This window comes from Streptomyces sp. JJ36 (assembly GCF_021696945.1).
Taxonomy (GTDB): domain Bacteria; phylum Actinomycetota; class Actinomycetes; order Streptomycetales; family Streptomycetaceae; genus Streptomyces.
The window spans coordinates 28,446-50,370 of sequence record NZ_JACYHE010000034.1 but is presented as its reverse complement, the minus strand read 5'-3'; the positions used below and the strand labels follow the sequence as shown (position 1 = coordinate 50,370).

Annotated in this window: 17 protein-coding genes; 8 read left to right on the top strand and 9 right to left on the bottom strand. The window is 74.2% G+C overall.

What is annotated here, in order from left to right:
* The 4 genes from HOY81_RS15225 (at nucleotide 1) to paaK (ending at nucleotide 4,732) form a co-directional block, all read left to right on the top strand.
* Complete coding sequence (locus HOY81_RS15225) at nucleotides 1-1,281, top strand: ABC transporter substrate-binding protein (protein ID WP_237320928.1); 1,281 nt, start codon at nucleotides 1-3, stop codon at nucleotides 1,279-1,281.
* A gap of 205 nt (nucleotides 1,282-1,486) precedes the next feature.
* Complete coding sequence (locus HOY81_RS15220; protein ID WP_237320926.1) at nucleotides 1,487-2,500, top strand: NADP-dependent oxidoreductase; 1,014 nt, start codon at nucleotides 1,487-1,489, stop codon at nucleotides 2,498-2,500.
* A 61-nt stretch (nucleotides 2,501-2,561) separates the two neighbouring features.
* On the top strand, nucleotides 2,562-3,377 hold the full coding sequence (locus HOY81_RS15215; RefSeq protein WP_237320949.1) for an SDR family oxidoreductase: 816 nt from the start codon (nucleotides 2,562-2,564) through the stop codon (nucleotides 3,375-3,377).
* Between the two features lie 65 nt (nucleotides 3,378-3,442).
* Nucleotides 3,443-4,732: a phenylacetate--CoA ligase PaaK gene (gene paaK, locus HOY81_RS15210; RefSeq protein ID WP_237320925.1), complete on the top strand. Its 1,290-nt coding sequence runs from the start codon at nucleotides 3,443-3,445 to the stop codon at nucleotides 4,730-4,732.
* A gap of 43 nt (nucleotides 4,733-4,775) precedes the next feature.
* On the opposite strand, the gene HOY81_RS15205 is transcribed toward paaK, so the two are convergent.
* The 3 genes from HOY81_RS15205 to HOY81_RS15195 form a co-directional block, all read right to left on the bottom strand.
* Nucleotides 4,776-6,800: a CocE/NonD family hydrolase gene (locus HOY81_RS15205; protein WP_237320917.1), complete on the bottom strand. Its 2,025-nt coding sequence runs from the start codon at nucleotides 6,798-6,800 to the stop codon at nucleotides 4,776-4,778.
* Nucleotides 6,800-8,086 carry an acetyl-CoA carboxylase biotin carboxylase subunit family protein gene (locus HOY81_RS15200; RefSeq protein ID WP_237320914.1) on the bottom strand — a complete coding sequence of 429 codons (1,287 nt, stop codon included), beginning with the start codon at nucleotides 8,084-8,086 and terminating at the stop codon, nucleotides 6,800-6,802. The genes HOY81_RS15205 and HOY81_RS15200 overlap by 1 nt, the downstream gene beginning before the upstream one ends.
* 161 nt (nucleotides 8,087-8,247) lie before the next feature.
* On the bottom strand, nucleotides 8,248-9,900 hold the full coding sequence (locus HOY81_RS15195; protein WP_237320913.1) for an NAD(P)/FAD-dependent oxidoreductase: 1,653 nt from the start codon (nucleotides 9,898-9,900) through the stop codon (nucleotides 8,248-8,250).
* 205 nt (nucleotides 9,901-10,105) lie between these two features.
* On the opposite strand from HOY81_RS15195, the gene dhaK reads away from it, so the two are divergent.
* Nucleotides 10,106-11,098: a dihydroxyacetone kinase subunit DhaK gene (gene dhaK / locus HOY81_RS15190; protein ID WP_237320912.1), complete on the top strand. Its 993-nt coding sequence runs from the start codon at nucleotides 10,106-10,108 to the stop codon at nucleotides 11,096-11,098.
* 63 nt (nucleotides 11,099-11,161) lie between these two features.
* Here dhaK and HOY81_RS15185 read toward each other — a convergent pair whose 3' ends face one another.
* Together HOY81_RS15185 and HOY81_RS15180 are read right to left on the bottom strand one after the other, a co-directional pair.
* Nucleotides 11,162-11,647, bottom strand: a complete 486-nt coding sequence (locus HOY81_RS15185; RefSeq protein ID WP_237320911.1) for an NUDIX domain-containing protein — start codon at nucleotides 11,645-11,647, stop codon at nucleotides 11,162-11,164.
* A 56-nt stretch (nucleotides 11,648-11,703) separates the two neighbouring features.
* Entirely contained in the window at nucleotides 11,704-12,567 is an 864-nt protein-coding gene (locus HOY81_RS15180; RefSeq protein WP_237320910.1) for a glutamate racemase, read from the bottom strand.
* Nucleotides 12,568-12,636: 69 nt separating this feature from the next.
* On the opposite strand from HOY81_RS15180, the gene HOY81_RS15175 reads away from it, so the two are divergent.
* The gene (locus tag HOY81_RS15175; protein WP_237320904.1) at nucleotides 12,637-13,782 is read left to right on the top strand and encodes a glycosyltransferase; all 1,146 of its coding nucleotides are present in this window, start codon (nucleotides 12,637-12,639) and stop codon (nucleotides 13,780-13,782) included.
* Between the two features lie 55 nt (nucleotides 13,783-13,837).
* On the opposite strand, the gene HOY81_RS15170 is transcribed toward HOY81_RS15175, so the two are convergent.
* Entirely contained in the window at nucleotides 13,838-15,109 is a 1,272-nt protein-coding gene (locus tag HOY81_RS15170; RefSeq protein WP_237320902.1) for a TerD family protein, read from the bottom strand.
* 215 nt (nucleotides 15,110-15,324) lie between these two features.
* Between HOY81_RS15170 and HOY81_RS15165 the strand changes: the two genes are divergently transcribed.
* Nucleotides 15,325-15,804 (top strand): DUF6643 family protein, encoded by a 480-nt coding sequence (locus tag HOY81_RS15165; RefSeq protein WP_237320900.1) that lies wholly within the window; start codon nucleotides 15,325-15,327, stop codon nucleotides 15,802-15,804.
* Nucleotides 15,805-15,965: 161 nt separating this feature from the next.
* Here HOY81_RS15165 and HOY81_RS15160 read toward each other — a convergent pair whose 3' ends face one another.
* From HOY81_RS15160 to HOY81_RS15150, 3 genes are all read right to left on the bottom strand, one after another.
* Complete coding sequence (locus HOY81_RS15160; protein WP_237320898.1) at nucleotides 15,966-16,325, bottom strand: DUF779 domain-containing protein; 360 nt, start codon at nucleotides 16,323-16,325, stop codon at nucleotides 15,966-15,968.
* On the bottom strand, nucleotides 16,325-17,848 hold the full coding sequence (locus HOY81_RS15155) for an aldehyde dehydrogenase family protein (RefSeq protein WP_237320896.1): 1,524 nt from the start codon (nucleotides 17,846-17,848) through the stop codon (nucleotides 16,325-16,327). Before HOY81_RS15155 ends, HOY81_RS15160 begins: the two co-directional genes overlap by 1 nt.
* A 126-nt stretch (nucleotides 17,849-17,974) precedes the next feature.
* Nucleotides 17,975-19,255 (bottom strand): helix-turn-helix domain-containing protein, encoded by a 1,281-nt coding sequence (locus tag HOY81_RS15150; RefSeq protein ID WP_237320894.1) that lies wholly within the window; start codon nucleotides 19,253-19,255, stop codon nucleotides 17,975-17,977.
* A gap of 185 nt (nucleotides 19,256-19,440) precedes the next feature.
* Between HOY81_RS15150 and HOY81_RS15145 the strand changes: the two genes are divergently transcribed.
* Nucleotides 19,441-21,822, top strand: a complete 2,382-nt coding sequence (locus tag HOY81_RS15145; protein ID WP_237320893.1) for a phosphoketolase — start codon at nucleotides 19,441-19,443, stop codon at nucleotides 21,820-21,822.
* The last annotated feature ends 103 nt before the right edge of the window (nucleotides 21,823-21,925 follow it).

Genomic DNA, 21,925 nt, shown 5'->3' with positions numbered 1-21,925 from the left:
ATGCGCAAGAACACCGCTCTGCGCGCGGCCGCCGCGGGATGCGCCGTGCTGCTCGCCACCTCCGCCTGCTCCTCCCAGCGCGGCGACGACGAAGGAGGCTCCGCCGCGGACGGCGCCTGCGAGGGCCAGCAGACCACCGGGATCACCGAGGACAGCATCAAGCTGGGCGGCGTCTACCCGCTGTCCGGTCCCGCCTCCGCCTACGGCACGATCAGCAAGGGGATCGGCGCCTACTTCGACCACGTCAACGCGGAGGAGGGCGGCATCGACGGCCGCACGGTCGAGTTCGTCGTCCGCGACGACGGCTACCAGCCCCCGAAGGCGGTCGAGGAGACCCGCAGACTGGTCGAGAAGGAGAAGGTCTTCGCGGTCTTCCAGACGCTGGGCACCCCGTCGACCGCGGCCGTGCGGGACTACCTCAACAAGCGCAAGGTGCCGCAGCCGTTCGTCGCCACCGGCGCCTCCCTCTGGGGCACCAGCGACGAGCACCCGTGGACGATCGGCTGGCAGCCGAACTACATCTCCGAGGCCCGGGTCTACGCGGCCTATCTGAAGAAGGAGAAGCCGGACGCGAAGGTGGCGGTCCTCTACCAGAACGACGACTTCGGCAAGGAACTGCTCGGCGGCTTCCGGAAGGCGGTCGAGGGCTCCGGCATCACGGTGGTCGCGAAGGAGAGCTACGAGGTCACGGACCCCTCGGTGGCCGCCCAGATGGGCAACCTCGCCCGCTCCGGCGCCGACGTGCTGCTCAACGTCACCACGCCGAAGTTCGGCAGCCAGGCGCTGGCGGCGGACGCGAAGAACCCCGAGTGGGACCCGCTGCACATCGTCAACAACGTCTCGGCGTCGACCAGCGTGATCAAGCCGGTGGGCTTCGAGAACGTGCAGGGCATCGTCTCCGCGACCTACTTCAAGGACCCCGCGGACCCGCAGTGGAAGGACGACCCGGAGATGCAGCGGTACCGGGCGGCCCTGAAGAAGTACGCCCCGGACGCCGACCCCTCGGTGCAGTTCAACGCGTACGGCTGGGCGGCGGCCGCCAGCATGCACAGGGCGCTGGAGGCGATGGAGTGCCCGACGCGGGAGGGACTGCGGGACGCCGTGCGGAACCTCGACGACGTCGAGGTGAAGATGCTGCTGCCCGGCGTCACCCTGGCCACCGGACCGGAGGACGGCTTCCCGATCGAGACCATGCAGCTCATGCGGGTCGAGGGGGAGCGCTGGCAGGTCTTCGGGGAGCCGGTGGACACCCGCGCGGAGTTCGGACCGGTGACCGAGTAGGCACGGCGGAGGCGGCCGGGCCCGGGTGGCGTACCGCCCGGGCCCGGCCGCATGGGCCCGCCGGTGGCCGTGCGTGCCGGCGGCCCCTTGCCTCACGCGGCGGGACGGCATACGCTCGCCCGCACCATACCGACTGGTCGGTGTGCGGCGCCTCGGAATCCGCGCCTCGCCGGCCGGGCCGAGCACAGCGCAGAGGAGACACCGCATGACCCGCACCAACCTCCAGCTCCGGCTGGCCGCACGCCCGGCGGGACTGCCCCGCGAGTCCGACTGGGAGTTCACCGAGCAGCCGGCCGGCGAGCCGGCCGAGGGCGAGATGCTGGTGCGGGTGCTCCACCTCTCGGTGGACCCGGCGATGCGCGGCTGGATGAACGCGGGGAAGTCCTACATCCCGCCGGTGGAGATCGGCGCCGTCATGCGGGCGGGCGCGGTGGGCCGCGTCGTGGCCTCACGCCACCCGGACTTCGCCGAGGGCGACCATGTCACGGGGATGTTCGGCGTCCAGGAGTACTGCCTCTCCGACGGGCGGGGGGTGCTCCGGATCGACCCGGAGCAGGCGCCGCTCCCCGTCCACCTGGGCGTCCTGGGAATGCCCGGCATGACCGCCTACTTCGGCCTGCTCGACATCGGCCGCCCGCAGAAGGGCGAGACGGTCGTGGTCTCCGGTGCCGCCGGAGCCGTCGGCAGCGCGGTGGGACAGATCGCCCGTATCCACGGGTGCCGGGTGATCGGCATCGCCGGGGGCGAGGCCAAGTGCCGCCATCTCACGGAGGAGCTGGGCTTTGACGCGGCGGTGGACTACAAGAGCGAGGACGTCCGTCAGGCACTGCGCGAGCACGCCCCGGACGGCGTCGACGTCTACTTCGACAACGTCGGCGGCGACATCCTGGACGCCGTGCTGACCCGGCTGGCGCGCGGCGCCCGGATCGTCATCTGCGGCGCGGTGTCCCAGTACAACAACGAGACGGCGGTCCGGGGGCCGGCCAACTACATGTCGCTCCTGGTCAACCGGGCCTCCATGACCGGCATGGTGGTCTTCGACTACGCCGCCCGCTACCCGGAGGCGCGGGAGGATATGGCGCGGTGGCTCGCCTCCGGGGAACTCCGGGCCCGTGAGCACCTGGTGGACGGCGGAGTGCGCGCCTTCCCGGAGACGCTGCTCGGGCTGTTCCGGGGCGACAACCTCGGCAAGCTGGTGCTCCGCGTCGCCGACGCGTGACCCGCACACCCCCGGCCCACCCGGCCGGCCCACCCTCCCCTTCCTCACCCAAGGACCGGACATCGTGCAACTGAAGGACACCGGAGTCGTCGTCACCGGCGCGGGCGCGGGTATCGGTGCCGCCCTCGCCCGGCGGTTCGCCGCCGAGGGCGCACGGCTCGTCGTGAACGACCTGGACGGTGCGGCGGCCGCCCGCGTCGCCCGGGAGACCGGCGGGCTGGCCGTCCCGGGCGACGCCGCGGCCGAGGAGGGCGTCTCCGCGCTCGTCACCGCCGCCCGCGGGCACCTCGGCGAGATCGACCTGTTCTGCGCCAACGCCGGCGTGGAGCCCGGCGGCGGCGCGGACGCTCCCGACCGGCTCTGGGAGCAGACCTGGTCGGTGAACGTCATGGGGCACGTGCGGGCCGCCCGACTGCTGCTCGGTCCGTGGCTGGAGCGGGGGCGCGGGCACTTCCTCGCCACCGTCTCGGCAGCGGGGCTGCTGACGCACGCCGACTCCGCCCCGTACGCGGTCAGCAAGCACGGCGCCCTCGCCTTCGCGGAGTGGCTCTCCGCGACCCACGGGGACCGGGGGATCACCGTGCAGGCGCTCTGCCCCATGGGGGTGCGCACCGCCATGTACGAGCGCACCCCGCCCGGCGCCCGGGCCGCCCTGACCGGCGCCGTGCTGACGCCCGAGGAGGTGGCCGAGGTCACCGTGGAGGGGCTGGCGGACGGCCGGTTCCTCATCCTCCCCCACCCCGAGGTGGGCGACCACTACGCGCACCGGGCCGCCGACACCGATCGCTGGCTGCGCGGGATGCGCCGGGTCCGGGACCGCATCGAGCGGGTGACGGAGCAGACCGGACCGGTCACGGAGACGCCACCCGGGCCTTGACGGGCGCGGGCCCGGGCTGTTGGCTGGCCCGGAAAGCGGCTACCGAATGATCGGTTGGTGATCGGATGCAGGTCCGGGAGGCCATCGGTGCCGGGGACGGGCTCACCCGGGAGCGGCTGCGCTCCCTTCAGCTCGAACGGCTGCGCGCCACCCTGGAGCACGCCTACGCGCACTCGCCCTTCTATCGCAGGTCCTTCGACGCCGCGGGCGTCCGCCCCGCGGACTGCCGCAGCCTGGCGGACCTGGCCCGCTTCCCGTTCACCACCAAGGACGACCTGCGGGAGAACTATCCCTTCGGCATGTTCGCCGTGCCCCGGGAGCGGCTGCGCCGGCTGCACGCCTCCAGCGGGACCACCGGGCAGCCGACCGTCGCCGGCTACACCGCGCGGGATCTGGAGGTCTGGGCCGAGGTCATGGCGCGCAGCATCCACGCCGCGGGCGGCCGTCCGGGAGACCGGGTGCACGTCGCGTACGGCTACGGGCTGTTCACCGGCGGCCTGGGCGCGCACTACGGCGCGGAGCGGCTGGGCTGCACGGTGATCCCGGCCTCCGGCGGGATGACGGCACGTCAGGTGCGGCTGATCCAGGACTTCGCCCCCGAGGTCATCATGGTGACGCCGTCCTACATGCTGACGCTGCTGGACGAGTTCGAGCGGCAGGGCGTCGACCCGCGCGGCACCTCGCTCCGGGCCGGCATCTTCGGCGCCGAACCGTGGACGGAGGAGATGCGCCGGGAGATCGAGGACCGCTGCGGGCTGGACGCGGTGGACATCTACGGACTGTCGGAGGTGGTCGGGCCCGGCGTCTCACAGGAGTGCGTGGAGACCAAGGACGGGCTGCACGTGTGGGAGGACCACTTCTACCCCGAGATCGTGGACCCGGAGACCGGCGACCCGGTGCCCGAGGGCACCCACGGCGAGCTGGTGTTCACCTCCCTCACCCGGGAGGCGATGCCGGTGGTGCGCTACCGCACCCGGGACCTGACCCGGCTGCTGCCCGGCACGGCCCGCCCGGCCTTCCGGCGGATGGAGAAGGTCACCGGCCGCAGCGACGACATGATCATCCTCCGCGGCGTGAACCTGTTCCCCTCACAGATCGAGGAGATCGTGCTCCGCACCCCGGGCCTGGCCCCGCACTTCCGGCTGGTGCTCACCCGGGAGGGGCGCCTGGACCGGCTCACCGTACGGGCCGAGGCGCGACCCGGCACCACCCCGGAGCAGCGGGCCGCGGCGGCAGCCGCGCTGGCGGACGCGGTGAAGGACGGCGTCGGCGTCTCGGTCGGCGTCGACCTCACCGAACCGGGGACCCTGGAGCGCTCCGCCGGAAAGCAGCAGCGCCTCCTCGACCAGCGCTGACCCGCACGGGCCGGGGCGGGCCGGCGCCCCGGCCCGCCCCGGGTCACAGGTGGTCGCGCGGCACCGTGTGGTCCCAGTTCTTGGAGAACACCCGGCGGCCCCCCTCCCAGGCGTCGAGTTCGGCGTGGAGCACGAAGTCCTTACGGGTGCAGGAGAGAACCGTCCGGGTGACCGTCTGCACCCGCCAGTCGCCCCGGTGGAAGGTCATGGTGGAGACCGTCTCACCGCTGACCGACTCGAAGTCGTCCGCCACCCAGTCGTAGTGCTGGTGGGCGCGGCGTCCGACCTCCAGGTCGATGTCGTCGAAACGGACCACGCCGGTGTCCTTCACCACCTCCAGCGTGGACCCGTAGCCGACCAGGTCGCGGGAGACCTTCCACTGCTGCTCCCGCGGCGTGAGCTGGGTGGTGTCGAGCGGCGGGGTGCCCTCCGGCTCGGCGAACGGGCGCGGGGAGACCTCGTCGGTCTCGCTGACCGGGCGCACCGGAAGCAGCAGCCGGCTCGACCCGGTGGCGATGCCCAGCCGCACCGGCTGCGGCGGGGGCCAGGCCAGCGGCCAGTACGAGGTGGAGAGGGACAGCCGGATCCGGTGCCCGGCGGGGAACCGCTGCGCCACGCCGTTGAGCTGCACGTTCACCCGGTAGCGCTGCCCCGGGACGAGCTCCTCCGGCGTCTCGTCGCTCTCCCGGTGCGTGAGGTTCAGCAGGCCGAAGGTGACCCGGGTCGCACGGCCGTCCGGGTGCACGTCGGAGAGCCGGGCGGCGACCATCGCGACGGGTTCGGTCGCGGTGAGGTCGAGCTGCACGACGGGGCCGCCGAGGATCTCGGTGGGCTCGGTGAGCGGCTCCGTCTCGAAGACCAGCGAGCCGCCGTCCTCCTCCCGCTGGTCGTACGGAAGGTCGGGCGGTGCCGCGTAGGAGCACCACTTGCCGGCGAACTGCCCGACGGACAGCGGCGACTCGATGCTCAGCTCCTCCTCGGCGACCTCCGCGCCCGGTTCGGCGAGGCGGGAACGGGCGAGCGGCAGCTCCTCGGTGTGCGTGTGCGGCGAGGGCCAGGCGGGTTCGCCCACCCAGCGCCCGGGGCGTTCGGCGTAGGCGGTGGAGGGCGGCACGCTGTCCTGCATCCACACCCGGAGCATGGGCTCGTCCATCACGTCGTTCTCCACACCCCTGAGCCAGCGGTCCCACCAGCGCACGGTCTCCTGGAGGAAGCCGATCGCCGGGCCGGGCTCGCCCAGGTGCGGGTACTTGTGCGACCAGGGACCGATGAGGCCCATACGCGGCACGTCCAGATGCTCCATCAGCCGGAACACCGCGTTGGAGTAGCCGTCGGCCCAGCCGCTCACACCAAAGACGGGGCACTGCACGTTCCGGTAGTCCTCACAGACGGAGCCGTGCTTCCAGTAGTCGTCACGGCGCTGGTGCTGGAGCCACTCGTGCAGCCACAGGCCGCTGCCCTCCAGACGCTCCAGCCACAGGTCCCGCCACCGCTCGCCGGTCAGTGCCGGGTCGGGCGGGCAGGAGGTGGAGGCGAACATGGTGGAGGCCTCGGCGAGGTTGTCCGAGAGCATGCACCCGCCCATGAAGTGCATGTCGTCGGCGTACCGGTCGTCGGTGTAGGAGCAGATGACGATGGCGCCCAGGCTCGGCGGGCGCCTGGCGGCGACCTGCAACGCGTTGAACCCGCCCCAGGAGATGCCCATCATGCCGGTGTTCCCGTCGCACCACGGCTGGTCGGCGAGCCAGGCGAGCACGTCCTCGGCGTCCGAGAGCTCCTGCTCGGTGTACTCGTCGGTGAGCACGCCCTCGGAGTCGCCGGTGCCGCGCAGGTCGACCCGCACGCTGGCGTAGCCGTGCCCCGCCATGTACGGGTGGTGGATGGAGTCGCGCCACGCGGTGAGGTCCCGCTTCCGGTAGGGGATGAACTCCAGGACCGCCGGCACCGGCTCGTCGTCCGAGGGCACCGGGCGCCACATGCGCGCCGCCAGCCGGGTGCCGTCCGAGACGGGGATCCAGAAGTGCTCCTCCTCCTTGATGGCGCACGGCAGTGAGGTCACCTCACGCATCAGCCGTCCTCCTCGTCGTCGAAGCGGAAGTCGAGTGCCGCGACACAGCGGTCGTACTTGCGCTGCAGGCTCTCCTCGTCGTCGGCACCGACGTAGATGTGGGCCAGCTCGTAGCTGTAGGAGTCGTGGGCGGTGGGCGCCTCGGAGAGGCGCATCCCCACGTCCACGACCGGGACGACCTGCACGCCGGGCATCTCCCGCCGGAGTCGTTCGATCGCGGCGGCGGAGGCGCGGTGCCGCACCACGCCGTCACGGAAGTGCCGCAGGTGGCACTTGGCGGCGACGGCGTACGGGCCCTGCCGGTGCGGCAGGTGCGGGTCCCGGCCCAGCGCCAGACTGACCATGCAGTGGTGGTTGGGGATGCCGTCGACCTGCTCGAACATCTCGGCATGGGACTGCGAGTGCCGCGGGTTGATCTCCAGGATGCAGGCGTCGCCCTCCTCCGGCCGGCAGAAGAACTCGATGCAGAAGGTCGAGTCGTCCAGGCCGATGCGCTCCATGACCCGTTCCGAGATCTCCGTCAGCCGCTGCTGCATGGCGGGCGGCAGCGAGGAGGGGTACTGGTAGCGCATGAAGCTCGACGTGCCGGGATAGTTGAGCGAGTCCACGATGCCGTAGACGTGCACCCGGCCCTCCCGGGTGTAGCCCTCCACGGTGGCCTGCACACCGGACATGGCCTCCTCGGCCAGGCAGGCCGTGCCGCCCGCCTCGGCGACCTCGGGCGGTGCGTCCACCCGTTCCAGCACGGTGTCGAACGCCTTGCCGAGCCGGCCCACGCCCTCCCGGATCCGCTCCATCGCCCGCGCGTACTCCGCGTCGTCCGCGACCCGGAAGGCGAGCTCCGAGGAGTAGGACTTCACCGGCTTGATCCATATCGGGTACCGCAGGCTCTCGGGCGGCCGGTCCGGGCCGTGCGGGTCGACGAGGGCGAACCGCGGGTAGGCGTCGGTCACCTCGCGCTGCTCCAGCCGGGACCAGTACTTGTGCTCGCACTTGGCCACGGCCTCCAGCGGCGGGCCGCGCAACCCGTAGCGACGGCAGAGGATCGGCGTCATGGAGCTCACCGGGAAGTCCCAGTAACCCACGATCGCGTCGATGCGGCCCTCGAAGGCGTCGAGCCGGCGCTGTGCCTTCTCGATCAGCTCGGTGATGCGGATCTCGCCATGCTGCAGCTCCTCCTTGTCCAGCAGCGGACGGAAGCGGTACTCCTCGGCGTGCGGCACGTCCCGCAACGTCCGGAGATTCTTCTCGTCGAGCCCGAGTACGAAGATGTTCGCCGTCTCCATCGGGTACGGACCTCCTCACCGGGGGCCGCGCGGGGCGCCCGGTGCCTCCCGGATTGCCGTACCCACGATTTCCAAACCGCTCGGTTACCCGGCGCGCTCGGCCGGGGCGGGCGGACGGGCGCGTCGCCCGCAGCGCCGGCGGCGGTCCGTACAGCCGGCGGTCACCCTCCGTCGCCGGCCTCCAGGACGGCCATCGCGGCGTTGTGCCCCGGCACCCCGCTCACTCCGCCGCCGCGCACCGCCCCGGCGCCGCACAGCAACACGTTCGGGTGCCGGGTCTCCACGCCCCATCGCCCGTCGCCCTCGGCGGCGTACGGGAAGGACAGGTCGCCGTGGAAGATGTGCCCGCCCGGCAGCCGCAGCTCCCGCTCCAGGTCGCCCGGGGCCTTCGCCTCCAGACAGGGGCGTCCCTCGGCGTCCTCGGCCAGGCAGTCCGCGAGCGGCTCGGCGAGCTGGGCGTCGAGCTGGGCGAGGGTGGCGTCCAGCAGCTCCCGGCGGCGGGCGGCGTGCCCGGCCGGGTCGGTGTGCCCGGCCGGGTCGGTGTGCACGTCCGGGAAGAGTTCCCCGGGGGTGAGCAGCCCGAAGAGGGTGAGCGTCTGGAAGCCGGCCCGGGCGGGCCCGGGCCCGAGGATCGTCGGATCGGTGAGCGTGTGGCAGTAGATCTCCGAGGGCGGGGCCGCCGGCCGCTCCCCGGCGGCGGCCTGCCGGTAAGCGGCGGCGAGCTGGCCGTACCCCTCGGCGATGTGGAAGGTACCGGCGAAGGCATCCCGGGGGTCGACGGCGGTGTCCCGCAGCCGGGGCAGCCGGCGCAAAACCATGTTGACCTTGAGCTGCGAGCCGGAGACCGGGGCGCCGTCGTCCTCGCCGAGCAGCGCGGCGAGCGTACGGGGCGCCGCGCCGACCAGCACCCGCCGGGCGGCGACGGTGCCCTCGGTGCCGGCCGCCCGGTAGTGCACGGCCGCCTCGCGTCCGTCGGTGTCGATGCGGTGCACGGGGTGGCCGGTGAGGAGTTCGGCGCCCGCGGTGCGGGCCGCGTCGGCGAGCGCGCCGGTGACCGCCCCCATCCCGCCGACCGGCACGTCCCAGTCGCCGGTGCCGCCGCCGATCACGTGGTAGAGGAAGCAGCGGTTCTGCCGGAGCGAGGGGTCGTGGGCGTGGCTGAAGGTGCCGATCAGCGCGTCGGTGAGCACGATGCCGCGCACCAGGTCGTCGGCGAAGTGGGTCTCCACCGTCTCGCCCAGCGGGCGGTCGAAGAGCGCCTGCCAGGCCGCGTCGTCGTCCACCCGGGCGCGCAGCTCGGCGCGGGTGGGCAGCGGCTCGGTGAGCGTGGGGAAGACCCGCGCGGCGACCCGGCCGGTCATCTCCTGGAAGCGCCGCCAGGCGGTGTACTCCCGGTCGGAGCCGGTCAGGCGGGCGAACGCCTCCCGGGTGCGTTGTTCGTCGGCGCCGATCAGCAGGCCGGTGGGACGTCCGTCCCGGATCGTGGGGGTGTAGGAGGACACCGCCCGGCGGCGGAGGGTGACGCGCAGCCCGAGATCCGTGACGATCTGCCGGGGCAGCAGGCTGACCAGGTAGGAGTAGGCGGACAGCCGGACGTCGACACCGGGGAACGGCCGGGTGGAGACGGCGGCGCCGCCGAGGTGGCCGGACCGCTCCAGCAACAGCACCGAGCGGCCGGCGCGGGCGAGATAGGCGGCGGCGACGAGCCCGTTGTGCCCGCCGCCGACGATCACGACGTCGTAGCGGGGCTTCCGGGGAGCGGCGGGCGGGGGTGCGGCGTCGGCGGCGGGCGGGGGTGCGGCGTCGGCGGGCATGGCTCTTGGTAGCACGCACCGCGGCGCGGCGGCCACCGTGCCGCCCTGCCGCGCGGGCCCCGGGGCGCCCGGAAGGGAGCCGGGCGGGCGTGCCGGGGGCCGGGAGGCGACACGAAGGCCCCCCGGGCCGGTGTCGTTCCGCGCACGGCGGACACCTGGTTGAGTGAGCGGTGTCCGTGACCGCACCCGATCGAGGGAGCCCGCGATGAAGCAGCTGATCAATGTTCCGGAGACGGTGGTGGCGGATGCGCTGCGGGGCATGGCCGCGGCACACCCCGAACTGACGGTGGACGTGGAGAACCGGGTGGTGGTGCGGGCCGACGCACCGGTGTCCGGCAAGGTCGCCCTGGTCTCGGGCGGCGGCTCCGGGCACGAGCCGCTGCACGGCGGCTTCGTGGGGCCCGGCATGCTCGACGCGGCCTGCCCGGGCGAGGTCTTCACCTCGCCGGTGCCGGACCAGATGACCCGGGCAGCGGCCGCCGTGGACAGCGGCGCGGGCGTGCTCTTCGTGGTGAAGAACTACACCGGGGACGTGCTCAACTTCGACATGGCCGCCGAGCTCGCCGAGGACGAGGGGGTGCGCGTGGGCAAGGTGCTGGTGGAGGACGACGTCGCCGTGACCGACAGCCTCTACACCGCCGGCCGGCGCGGCACCGGGGCCACGCTCTTCGTGGAGAAGATCGCGGGGGCGGCCGCGGAGGAGGGGGCGCCACTGGAGCGGGTGGAGTCGCTGGCCCGGCGGGTCGCGGACTCCGCTCGCAGCTTCGGCGTCGCGCTGAGCGCCTGCACCACCCCGGCGAAGGGCACGCCGACCTTCGACCTGCCGCCGGGCGAGCTGGAGTTCGGCGTCGGCATCCACGGCGAGCCGGGCCGTGAGCGGCGGCCGATGATGACCTCGGGAGAGATCGCGGACGCCGCGCTGGACGCGGTGCTGGCCGAGCTGCGGCCGGACGGCCCGGTGCTGCTGCTGGTCAACGGCATGGGCGGCACCCCGCTGCTGGAACTGTACGGCTTCCACGCCGAGGTCCAGCGGGTGCTCGGCGAACGCGGCGTCCCGGTGGCCCGCACACTGGTCGGGAACTACGTGACGTCGCTGGACATGGCCGGCGCCTCGGTGACCCTCTGCCGGGCCGACGAGGAGCTGCTCCGGCTGTGGGACGCGCCGGTACGGACGCCGGGGCTGCGCTGGGGCGCCTGACCGGCTGCCGCCGGACGTGCCGGGCCGGGAAGCCCGGCCGGGCGGCGTCGTCCGGGGGCGGCGTCAGTCCGGGGGCGGCGCGGACGTCTCGAACCAGGCGGGCCCCTCGTCGGCCGCCTGCTTGATCCGCTGCAGGGCGAACTCCTCCAGCGGCGGCAGCGCGTCCTGCGCGAACCAGCCGACCTCCAGCGACTCGTCGTCGTTCACCCGGGCCTCGCCGCCCACCGCGCGGCAGCGGAAGCAGACGTCCACGAACTGGCAGCGGTCACCGTTCGGGTAGCGGACCGGCTCCAGCCCCTGCACCAGGATGATCCGTTCCGGCACGCACTGCACGGCCGTCTCCTCCTGCACCTCGCGCACCACGGTGTCCGCGGGCTGTTCCCCCGGCTCCGCGATGCCGCCGATGAGCGCCCACCGCCCGGTGTCCGCCCGGCGGGCGAGCAGCACGCGGTCGGCGTCGTCCAGCACGACGGCGCTGACGCCCGGCAGGAAAAGGAGCTGCCGGCCCGCAGTGGCCCGCAGCGCTCGGATGAACTCGGGGATGGCCATGCGCCGACTCTACGTCCCGGTCGCCGTGCGGCGCGTCAGGAGCCGCGGGGCGGCGGTCACCCGCCGCCCCGCCGTGCGGGGCCGGCGGTGCTGCCGGCCGTACGGGCCGCCCCGTCCGGGCGGGCCGTGTGCGCCGGGCCGGGCACGGCGAGCAGGCGTCCCTCGGCGTAGGTGACGGCCGCGCCCGGCAGCTCGCCGGTGACGCCGCTGAGCAGCACCGCCAGACCGCCCCCACCGGTGCGCCCGCGGGCCGGCCCGGCCGCCCGGCGCAGCGCCTGGGCGGCGACCGCGCGGGCCGAGCCGTACAGCTCGGGCAGCCGGGCCCCCGCGCCGTCCCCGGCGGCCGCCACGACCCGCCGGATGCGCTCGCCGACCAGCTCGTAGTGGGTGCAGCCGAGCACCACGGCCCGGGTGCCCGCGGGGGTGAGCGCGGCGGCCGCGGCGACCGCGGCGTCGATGGCGGCCTCGTCACCCGACTGGACGGCGTCCGCCAGCCCGTGACAGGGCACCTCGGCGATCCGCGCGCCGTTCCCGAACTCCGCGATGAGCCCACGCTGGTACGGGCTGCCGGTGGTGGCCGGGGTGGCCCAGACCGCGACCGGGCCGCCGCCGGCGGCCGCAGGCTTGACCGCGGGCACCGTGCCGACCACCGGCACGGCCGGCTCCAGCTCCGCCCGGAGGGCGGGCAGCGCGTGGACCGAGGCGGTGTTGCAGGCGACGATGAGCGCGTCGGGCCGGTGTGCCGCGGCGGCCCGGGCGCAGCCGAGCGCGCGGGCGGCGATGTCCTCGGGCGCGCGGGGTCCCCACGGCATGCCGCGGGGGTCGGAGGAGAGCACCAGATCGGCGTCGGGCCGCAGCCGGCGCACGGCCGCGGCGGCGGCGAGCAGCCCGATGCCGGAGTCCACGAGCGCGATCTTCACGGAGGAATGTTAGACGATGCCCCGCACGGCTCCCACGCCCGGCGCCCGCCGTGCGGCACACTGCGCCGGGTGACCCTGCCGACCGCCCTGCCGACCTGGGCTCCGTTCGTCCCCCTGGCGGCCTGGCTGTGGCTGCTGCTCGGCCACGGCCGCTACTGGCACACCGGTACCCGGCTGCCCCGCCGCAGCGCGCCACCGCGGTGGCCGGACGTGGCGGTGGTGGTGCCCGCCCGGGACGAGGCCGCCGTGCTGCCGGACAGCCTGCCCTCGCTGCTGGGCCAGCGCTATCCGGGACACGCCGAGGTGTTCCTGGTCGACGACGGGAGCCGCGACGGGACAGGTGAGCTGGCGCGTGCGCTCGCGGACGCGCGTCCGGGCGGGCTGCCGCTGACGGTGGTGCCCGCCGGGCCCCCGGAACCGGGCTGGACGGGGAAGCTGTGGGCGGTGCGGCAGGGGCTGGCGGCGGCCCGCTCCCGCACCGGCGCGGAGTACGTGCTGCTCACCGACGCCGACATCGCCCACGCTCCCGCTTCGCTGCGGGACCTGGTGAGCGCGGCCTGCGCCGGCGGCTACGACCTGGTCTCGCTGATGGCGCGGCTGCGGGTGGCCGGCCGCTGGGAGCGGCTGCTCGTCCCGGCGTTCGTCTACTTCTTCGCCAAGCTCTACCCGTTCCGCCGGGTGAACCGGCCTCAGGCGCGTACCGCGGCCGCGGCCGGAGGCTGTGTGCTGCTGAGCGTGGCGGCGGCCGAGCGCGCGCAGGTTCCGGAGAGCATCCGCGGTGCGCTGATCGACGACGTGTCGCTGGCCCGGGCGGTGAAGCGGTCCGGGAGCGGGCGGGTGTGGCTGGGCCTGGCCGACGGCGTGCGGAGCGTACGGCCGTACGCGGGACTGCCGGAGCTGTGGCGCATGGTGACGCGCAGCGCGTACGCGCAACTGCGGTACAGCCCGCCGCTGCTGGCGGGGACCGTCGCCGGCCTGGCGGTGCTCTACCTGCTGCCGCCGGCCGCGGCGCTGACCGGCTCGGTGGCCGGCGCCGCCGCCTGGGCGGTGATGACGGCGACCTACGTGCCGATGCTGCGCTACTACCGGCAGCCGGTGTGGACCGCGGTCACGCTGCCGCTGACCGCGGCTCTCTACCTGGCGATGACGGTGGACTCCGCCGTGCGGCACCACCGCGGGCGGGGTGCGGCCTGGAAGGGCCGCACCTACCGCTGACCGGGGCGGCCCGGCGGGCGGGGCCCCGGCCGGCCCGCAGCGGGCGGACGGGAACTCACTTGCGGCCGGGGGTCCACTGCATGCCCCAGCCGTAGGCGTGGTCGACGGTGCGCTGCGGGCTGACCCCGCGCTCCGGGATCAGGTAGCGGGACTCCCGCTGCACCACGAGGTCGCCGCCCTGGTTGGTGAGGAGCGCCAGGGCGCACACCGGGGACGGCACCGTGCACTCGTCCAGCGAGAAGTCGACGGGCGCGCCGTGCTGGGGCTGGAGGGTGACGGTGGCGTGCAGGCCGGCGAAGCTGCGGGCGCCCTCGTAGATGGTGACGAAGATCAGGATGCGGCGCAGATCGTGGACGTGGTCGAGGTTGACCGTGAGGTTCTCACCGGTGGACACCGCACCGGTGCGGTCGTCGCCGTCGAGATGGACGTACGGCGGCTGGTGCAGCGCCCCGAAGGCGTTCCCCAGGGCCTGCACGACGCCCTTGCGCCCGTCGGCGAGTTCGTAGAGCGCGCACAGGTCGAGATCGAGGTCGTTGTGCAGGGCCATGGCCCGGCCGAGCTTGCGGCCCCAGCCCGAGAACTGCTTCTGCACCTCCCAGTTGAGGTTGACCCGCAGGGCGCCCGAGGTGCCGCCCTGCTTGGTCAGGGAGACGGAGGGGGCCTCCTTGGTCAGGGTGACCTTGCTGAGCCGCACGGGCGCAGGGGCCGGCGGCGGTGCGGAGGGGGACGCCGGCGGGGGCGCGGGGGCGGGCGCGGGCGGCGCGGGAGCGGCGGGCGCCGGGGCCGCGGGGGCGGGTGCCGTCTGCGGCTCGTCGACGCTGATGCCGAAGTCCGTGGCGAGCCCGGCCAGCCCGCTGGCGTACCCCTGACCCACCGCGCGGAACTTCCAGCCGCCCTGCCGCCGGTAGAGCTCACCCAGCACGAAGGCGGTCTCCGTGGAGGCGTCGGCGCTGTCGTAGCGGGCGAGTTCGGCGCCGGCCGGGTCCAGGACCCGTACGTGCAGGCCGGGAACGGCGCCGAAGGTACCGCCGTCGGCGGAGGCGGCGACCACGATGCGGTCCACGCCGGGCTCCACCCGGGCGAGGTCCACGGCCAGAGCCTCGCGGACGGCGCCGCCCTGCGGGCTCCGGCCCTCGTGCCGGACGGCGCCCGCGGGATGCACGGGCTGGTTGTAGAAGACGAAGTCGGCGTCGGAGCGCACCCTGCCCTCGCTGAGCAGCAGCGCGGAGGCGTCCACCTCCGGCACCCCCGGTCCGGTCGCCCAGCCCAGCTCCACCCGGACGGCCTCTGCCGCCACCGGGACGTTGGCGCCCTTGCTCATCGTCATCGGGACTCCCCCTCCTGCTCGTCGGCCGCTGCCCAACCTACCCACCCCGGCGCGCCGGCAGTGGCGCAAAGTCGCTCTTCACCCGATCACAACGCTCCCTGACGACCGTTTTCCCCTGCTTTCTGAGGGTTGGCGGCTCGCGGCCACTCCGAGCACGCAAAATGACCCTCTTATCGGGCTCCCCAACCAGCACATCGTGGGCTTAACTTATGGACATGACCTCCCCCCGCAGCACCTACGGCGGCGGTTACTACGCTGCACCTGCCTTCCCCGACACTCCGATCTACGACATGCTCGTCGCCGAGCGGGGCACTCCGCAGATCGCACCGATCCGGGTCCCCGCGGCGTACGACACGGGTGGCCAGCTCCCCGCCCTCCCGGCCGCGCTGCCCGCGCTGCCCTCCGGGCCGGCCCACCACCAGCAGCCACAGCCCCAGCACACCCCTCCGCACGGGTATCCCGCCGCGCCGCAGCCCACGCCGCTGCAGCAGACGCCCGCGCCCTACATCCCGCAGCAGCAGGCCGCGCCCCGCGGCCATCCGGGTCCGGGCCAGCATCCGGGCGGCGCCGCCCAGCAGCCGCAGCAGCACCCGCAGATGCGCCCGGTCGCTCCGCCGCGGCCCTCCGCTCCCCGTCAGATGCCGGGGCCGTACGACGATCCGTACGGCCGCCCGTACCAGGGCCGGGGGTACTGACCGGCACCAGTCGCACGCGGCCGTCCGCGGGACGGCCGGAAGCGCGGGGAGGACCGGCGGGAACGGCCTGCCGGGACGCGGCCGGTGCAGCCCGGCGCGGCGGAGAGGGGGACCGCCGTGCCCGCGCCGTCCACGGGCACGGCGGTGTTCCGGGGCGCCGCTCAGGAGCCGTCGTCCGCGCCCAGCAGCCGGGAGCGGATGAGGAACCGCACGCCCTCGGGCGCCTCCAGCGAGAAGCCCGCGCCGCGCCCAGGGACCACGTCGACCGTCAGCCCGGTGTGGCGCCACCGTTCGTGCTGGGCCGCGGAGATCCAGAAGGGCACCGGCTCGGGGACGCCCTCCACGGCGAGTTCGGCGAGCAGGACGTCGGAGTCGCCGGTACGGAACTCGCCGCGCGGGTAGCACATGGGGGCGCTGCCGTCGCAACAGCCACCGGACTGGTGGAACATCAGCGGCCCGTGCCGCCCGGCGAGCCGCCGCAGCAGCGCGGCGGCGTCCGGGGTGAGGTCCACGCGCGGCATCAGAACAGCCCGAGCTTCTTCGGCGAGTAGCTGACCAGCAGGTTCTTGGTCTGCTGGTAGTGGTCCAGCATCATCTTGTGGTTCTCGCGGCCGATGCCGGACTGCTTGTAGCCGCCGAACGCCGCGTGTGCCGGGTAGGCGTGGTAGCAGTTGGTCCACACCCGGCCCGCCTGGATGGCGCGCCCGGCCCGGTAGGCGGTGGTGCCGTCCCGGGTCCAGACGCCCGCGCCCAGCCCGTACAGCGTGTCGTTGGCGATCTCGACCGCGTCGGAGAACCCCGAGAAGCCGGTCACCGCCACCACCGGCCCGAAGATCTCCTCCTGGAAGACCCGCATGTGGTTGCCGCCCTCCAGGATGGTGGGCCGGACGTAGTATCCGCCCTCCAGCTCGCCGCCGAGCTCGGCGCGGCCGCCTCCGGTGAGCACCCTGGCGCCCTCCTGCCGTCCGATGTCCAGATAGGACAGGATCTTCTCGAGCTGGTCGTTGGAGGCCTGGGCGCCGACCATGGTCGCGGTGTCCAGCGGATGCCCCTGCACGACGGCCTCGGTCCGTTCGACGGCGGCGGCGAGGAAGCTGCGGTAGTGGCCCGACTGGATGAGCGCGCGGGACGGGCAGGTGCAGACCTCGCCCTGGTTGAGGGCGAACATGGTGAAGCCCTCGAGGGCCTTGTCGTAGAAGTCGTCCCCGTCGTCGGAGACGTCGTCGAAGAAGATGTTGGGGCTCTTGCCGCCGAGTTCCAGCGTGACCGGCTTCAGGTTCTCCGAGGCGTACTGCATGATGAGCCGCCCGGTGGTGGTCTCCCCGGTGAAGGCGACCTTGGCGACCCGGGGGCTGCTCGCCAGCGGCTTGCCGGCCTCCACGCCGAAGCCGTTGACGATGTTGACGACGCCGGGCGGGATCAGGTCGGCGACCAGGCTCATCCAGTAGTGCAGGGAGGCGGGGGTCTGCTCGGCGGGCTTGAGCACCACGGCGTTGCCCGCGGCGAGGGCCGGGGCGAGCTTCCAGGCCGCCATGAGCAGCGGGAAGTTCCACGGGATGATCTGGGCGACGACGCCGAGCGGTTCGTGGAAGTGGTAGGCGACGGTGTCCTCGTCGATCTCGGAGAGCGTGCCCTCCTGTGCGCGCAGCACCCCCGCGAAGTACCGGAAGTGGTCGATCGCCAGCGGGATGTCGGCGGCCAGGGTCTCCCGCACCGGCTTGCCGTTCTCCCAGCTCTCGGCGACCGCGAGGGGCTCCAGGTGCTCGGCCATCCGGTCGGCGATCCGGTTCAGCACCAGGGCCCGGTCCGCGGCCGGCGTACGGCCCCAGGCGGGCGCCGCCGCGTGCGCGGCGTCCAGGGCGCGCTCGACGTCCTCGGCCGTGCCGCGGGCCATCTCGGTGAAGGGGGCCCCGGTCACCGGGGTGGGGTTCTCGAAGTAGCCGCCCTGCTTGGGGGCGACATAGGTGCCCCCGATCCAGTGGTCGTAACGGGCCTGGTAGCTGACCACGGCTCCCTCGGTGCCGGGTGCGGCGTAACGGCTCATGTGCCTGGCCTCCCTCGCGGCTGACGCGGATGGGGCGCACCGGCACGAAGTCCGTGCCGGGCGCCGGACGCGGGAGAGGCTAGCCGCCGGGAGGTTGCGGGGACGTTGCAGCGGGACGCACCGCGGTCACGGTGGGTAGGCGTCCGGCAGCCCGAAGGCGTCCCGCAGTTCCCGCACCCGGGTGGCCAGCCGGGGCCGCACGGGGTCGCCGGCCGGCACCGCCCCCAGCAACGCCTCCCAGGCCTCCAGGTCGTGCTCGCCCCAGGGGGTGCCCACCCACTCCTCCAGCAGCACCGGGTCGGCGGCCCCGAGCAGCCGCTGCCGGAGCCGGTCCTCCAGCATCCGCCGCAGCCGGACCACGCCGGGGGCCTCGGAGAGCGGCAGCAGCGGGCCGCGGTAGGCGGCGAGTGCGCCGGCCGGGTCCGCGGCCAGGGCCTCCCGCACGGTGTCGTAGTCCGTGCGCAGCGGCCGGCGGAGCCGGTAGGGGCGGGACGCCAGCAGCGGCCCGAGAAGCTGCCGCAGCCGGGACATCTCGGCACGCAGCGTGACCGGGGTGACGTCGCGGTCGCCGTACAGCTCCCGGCCCAGGCGGTCGCCGGACAGGCCGTCCGGGTGGGCGGTGAGCAGCAACAGGATCTCGCTGTGCCGCCGCCCGAGCCGTACCGGCGGGCGGCCGTCGTCCGGGTCCAGCACCGCCTCGTCGCGGCCCAGGGCCCGCAGGGCGGGGGCGGCGGCGCCGGGGCGCCCGGCGGCGGGACCGGCGAGGGCCGACTCGGCGGCCCGTACGGTGGCCTGCACCAGGGCGAGGCTCTGCGGGGCCGCCAGGTGGTCACCGCCGGTGATGTCCACGGCGCCGAGGAGCCGCCCGGTCACCGGATCGTGCACCGGCGCCGCCGAGCAGGTCCAGGCCTGCACCGGACGGCAGTAGTGCTCGGCGGTGAAGATCTGCACCGCGTGGTCCACGGCGAGCGCGGTGCCCGGCGCGTTGGTGCCCACCGCGCTCTCCGCCCAGCGGGCGCCGGGCACGAAGTTCATCCGCTCCGCCTTGCGGCACACCTGCGGATGCCCCTCCACCCAGAGCAGCCGCCCTCGTTCGTCGCACACCGACAGCAGATGCGCACCGTCGTCGGCGACCGAGCCGAGCAGCTCCCGCACCACCGGCATCACCCGCGCCAGCGGATGGGCGTCCCGGTGGGCGGCGAGGTCCGCGCCGGTCAGCGCGAGCCGGGCGACGTTCTCCGGGCGTACGAGGGCACCGGCGCAGCGGCGCCAGGAGTCGGCGACGACCTGCCGGACCGGCGCGGAGACCGGGGCACCGGTGAGGAAGGCCTCGTGTGCGCGGAGCAACGCCCTGGTGCGCTCGGCCGGATCCGCTCCCGCCTCCAGGGCGAGCCAAGGATTCAGCACATGCGCCATCGTGCTGCACCGCCCGGCGGCAGGCAACGACTGCCGGGTCCGAACACGGTGGGGACATGGTGAGGGCGCGGCGGGAACGGCGGAGACGCGACGGCGGCGCAGGCGAGGCGCAGATGGGGGCGGGCGCCGCCGGGACGCACGGGTGTCAGCTCCTCCGTCCCTGGTACCCGGCTTCCATGCCCACTCCCGACCAGCTCACCGACGCGGAGGCGGAGCGCCTCGACGCCCACTGGCGCGCGCTCCTGTACCTCTCGGCCTGCCAGCTCTATCTGCGCGAGAACCCGCTGCTGAGCGAGCCGCTGCGACCCGAGCACGTCAAGCCACGGCTGCTCGGCCACTGGGGCACCTGCCCGGGTCTCGGTCTGGTCTACACCCACCTGAACCGGGTGATCAGGAACCGCGGCCTGGACGCGCTCTGCGTGTGGGGCCCGGGGCACGGCGCGCCCGCCGTGCTGGCGGGCTCCTGGCTGGAGGGCACCTACGGCGAGCTCAACCCGGACACGCCCCGGGACGCCACCGGAATGGAGCTGCTGTTCCGTTCCTTCTCGCAGCCCGGCGGCCTGCCGAGCCACACCTCGCCGGACGTCCCGGGCTCCCTCCAGGAGGGCGGCGAACTCGGGTACTCGCTGGCGCACGCCTACGGCGCCGCGTTCGACAACCCGGACCTGGTGGCCTGCTGCGTCATCGGGGACGGTGAGGCGGAGACCGGCCCGCTGGCCACCTCCTGGCATGCCAACGCCTTCCTGGACCCGGTGCACGACGGCGCGGTGCTGCCGGTGCTGCACCTCAACGGCTACAAGATCGCCAATCCGACCGTGCTCTCCCGGCTCCCCGAGGAGGAGCTGGACGCGTTGCTGCGCGGCTACGGCTACGACCCGGTCCACGTACGTGCCGAGCCGGGCACCCCGCACGCCCGGGTGCACCGCGACATGGCGTCCGCGATGGACGGCGCGCTCGACCGGATCGCCGGCATCCAGCGCGCGGCACGCGCCGACAACACCGGTGGCGAACGGCCGCACTGGCCGGTGATCGTGCTGCGCACGCCGAAGGGCTGGACCGGTCCGGCCGATCTCGACGGGCTGCCCGTGGAGGACACCTGGCGGGCGCACCAGATCCCGCTGCCGGGGGTGCGGGAGGACCCGGAACGGCTGCGGCTGCTGGAGCGGTGGCTGCGCTCGTACGGCCCCGGGGAACTCTTCGACGACCGCGGCCGGCCGGTGGAGCAGGTGCTCTCCTGTGTGCCCGACGGCGACCGGCGGCTCGGCGCCGGGGCGCACGCCAACGGCGGGCGGCTGCTGCGCCCGCTGCCGCTGCCGGAACTGGAGCCGCACGCCGTGCCGGTGCAGCGGCCGGGTACGACCGCGCACGAGCCGACCCGGGTGCTGGGCGGCCTGCTCGGCGAGCTGCTCTCCGCCACCGCCGGGCGCCGCGACTTCCGCGTCTTCGGACCGGACGAGACGGACTCCAACCACCTGGACGGCGTCTACGGCGCCTCCCCCCGGGGCTGGCAGGAGCGGCAGCTCCCGACGGACGAGCATCTGGGCCGGCACGGCCGGGTGCTGGAGGTGCTCTCCGAGCACCTGTGCCAGGGCTGGCTGGAGGGCTACGTCCTCACCGGCCGGCACGGGCTGTTCGCCTCCTACGAGGCGTTCGCACACATCGTGGGGAGCATGGCGAGCCAGCATGTGAAGTGGGTGCACAGCGCCCGGGAGGTGCCGTGGCGGCGCCCGGTCGCCTCGCTCAACTACCTGCTGACATCGCACACCTGGCGCCAGGACCACAACGGCTTCTCGCACCAGGACCCGGGCTTTGTCGACCACGTGCTCAACAAGAGCCCGGACGTGGTGCGGGTGTACCTGCCTCCGGACGCCAACACCCTGCTCTGCGTGACCGACGAGGTGCTGCGCACCCGCGACACGGTGAACGTGGTGGTCGCCGGCAAGCACCCCTGCTTCGACTGGCTCGGCCTGGAGGAGGCCCGGGAGCACTGCGCCCGCGGCCTGGGCGTGTGGGACTGGGCCGGCACCGAACGGCACGGGCGGGAACCGGACGTGGTGCTCGCCTGCGCGGGCGACGTGCCCACCCAGGAGACGCTGGCCGCGGCCTCGCTGCTGCGCAAGCACCTGCCCGACCTGGCGGTACGGGTGGTCAACGTGGTGGACGTGGCACGGCTGATGCCGCCGTCGGAGCACCCGCACGGCATGCGGGACGCCGACTTCGACGCCGTCTTCACCCGTGACCGCCCGGTGGTCTTCGCGTACCACGGCTATCCGTGGCTGGTGCACCGGCTCGCCTACCGGCGCGCGGTGCACGACAACCTCCACGTGCGCGGCTACAAGGAGTCGGGCTCGACGACCACCCCCTTCGACATGGTGGTGCGCAACGACCTGGACCGCTACCGGCTGGTGATGGACGTGCTGGACCGGGTGCCGGGACTGTCCGTACGGGCGGCCGGGCTGCGCCAGTCCATGGCGGACGTGCGCAGCCGCCACCACCGCTGGATCCGGGAGCACGGCACCGACCTGCCGGAGGTGGCCGACTGGGCCTGGGTCGGCTGACCTCCGCCCGGTGCCGCCGGGGCGGGCCGGCCGGCGGCGGCGCGGCGGCACCGGACCGACCGCGGCGGCCGGTGCCGCGGCGGCCGGTGCGGCGCCTTCCCGC

What these genes read in the sequence shown, in the direction of transcription:
- HOY81_RS15225 (WP_237320928.1), top strand. Translation starts at nt 1, where the DNA reads ATGCGCAAGAACACCGCTCTGCGCGCGGCCGCCGCGGGATGCGCCGTG.
- HOY81_RS15220 (WP_237320926.1), top strand. Translation starts at nt 1,487, where the DNA reads ATGACCCGCACCAACCTCCAGCTCCGGCTGGCCGCACGCCCGGCGGGA.
- paaK (WP_237320925.1), top strand. Translation starts at nt 3,443, where the DNA reads ATGCAGGTCCGGGAGGCCATCGGTGCCGGGGACGGGCTCACCCGGGAG.
- HOY81_RS15205 (WP_237320917.1), bottom strand. Translation starts at nt 6,800, where the DNA reads ATGCGTGAGGTGACCTCACTGCCGTGCGCCATCAAGGAGGAGGAGCAC.
- HOY81_RS15200 (WP_237320914.1), bottom strand. Translation starts at nt 8,086, where the DNA reads ATGGAGACGGCGAACATCTTCGTACTCGGGCTCGACGAGAAGAATCTC.
- HOY81_RS15195 (WP_237320913.1), bottom strand. Translation starts at nt 9,900, where the DNA reads ATGCCCGCCGACGCCGCACCCCCGCCCGCCGCCGACGCCGCACCCCCG.
- dhaK (WP_237320912.1), top strand. Translation starts at nt 10,106, where the DNA reads ATGAAGCAGCTGATCAATGTTCCGGAGACGGTGGTGGCGGATGCGCTG.
- HOY81_RS15185 (WP_237320911.1), bottom strand. Translation starts at nt 11,647, where the DNA reads ATGGCCATCCCCGAGTTCATCCGAGCGCTGCGGGCCACTGCGGGCCGG.
- HOY81_RS15170 (WP_237320902.1), bottom strand. Translation starts at nt 15,109, where the DNA reads ATGACGATGAGCAAGGGCGCCAACGTCCCGGTGGCGGCAGAGGCCGTC.
- HOY81_RS15165 (WP_237320900.1), top strand. Translation starts at nt 15,325, where the DNA reads ATGACCTCCCCCCGCAGCACCTACGGCGGCGGTTACTACGCTGCACCT.
- HOY81_RS15160 (WP_237320898.1), bottom strand. Translation starts at nt 16,325, where the DNA reads ATGCCGCGCGTGGACCTCACCCCGGACGCCGCCGCGCTGCTGCGGCGG.
- HOY81_RS15155 (WP_237320896.1), bottom strand. Translation starts at nt 17,848, where the DNA reads ATGAGCCGTTACGCCGCACCCGGCACCGAGGGAGCCGTGGTCAGCTAC.
- HOY81_RS15145 (WP_237320893.1), top strand. Translation starts at nt 19,441, where the DNA reads ATGCCCACTCCCGACCAGCTCACCGACGCGGAGGCGGAGCGCCTCGAC.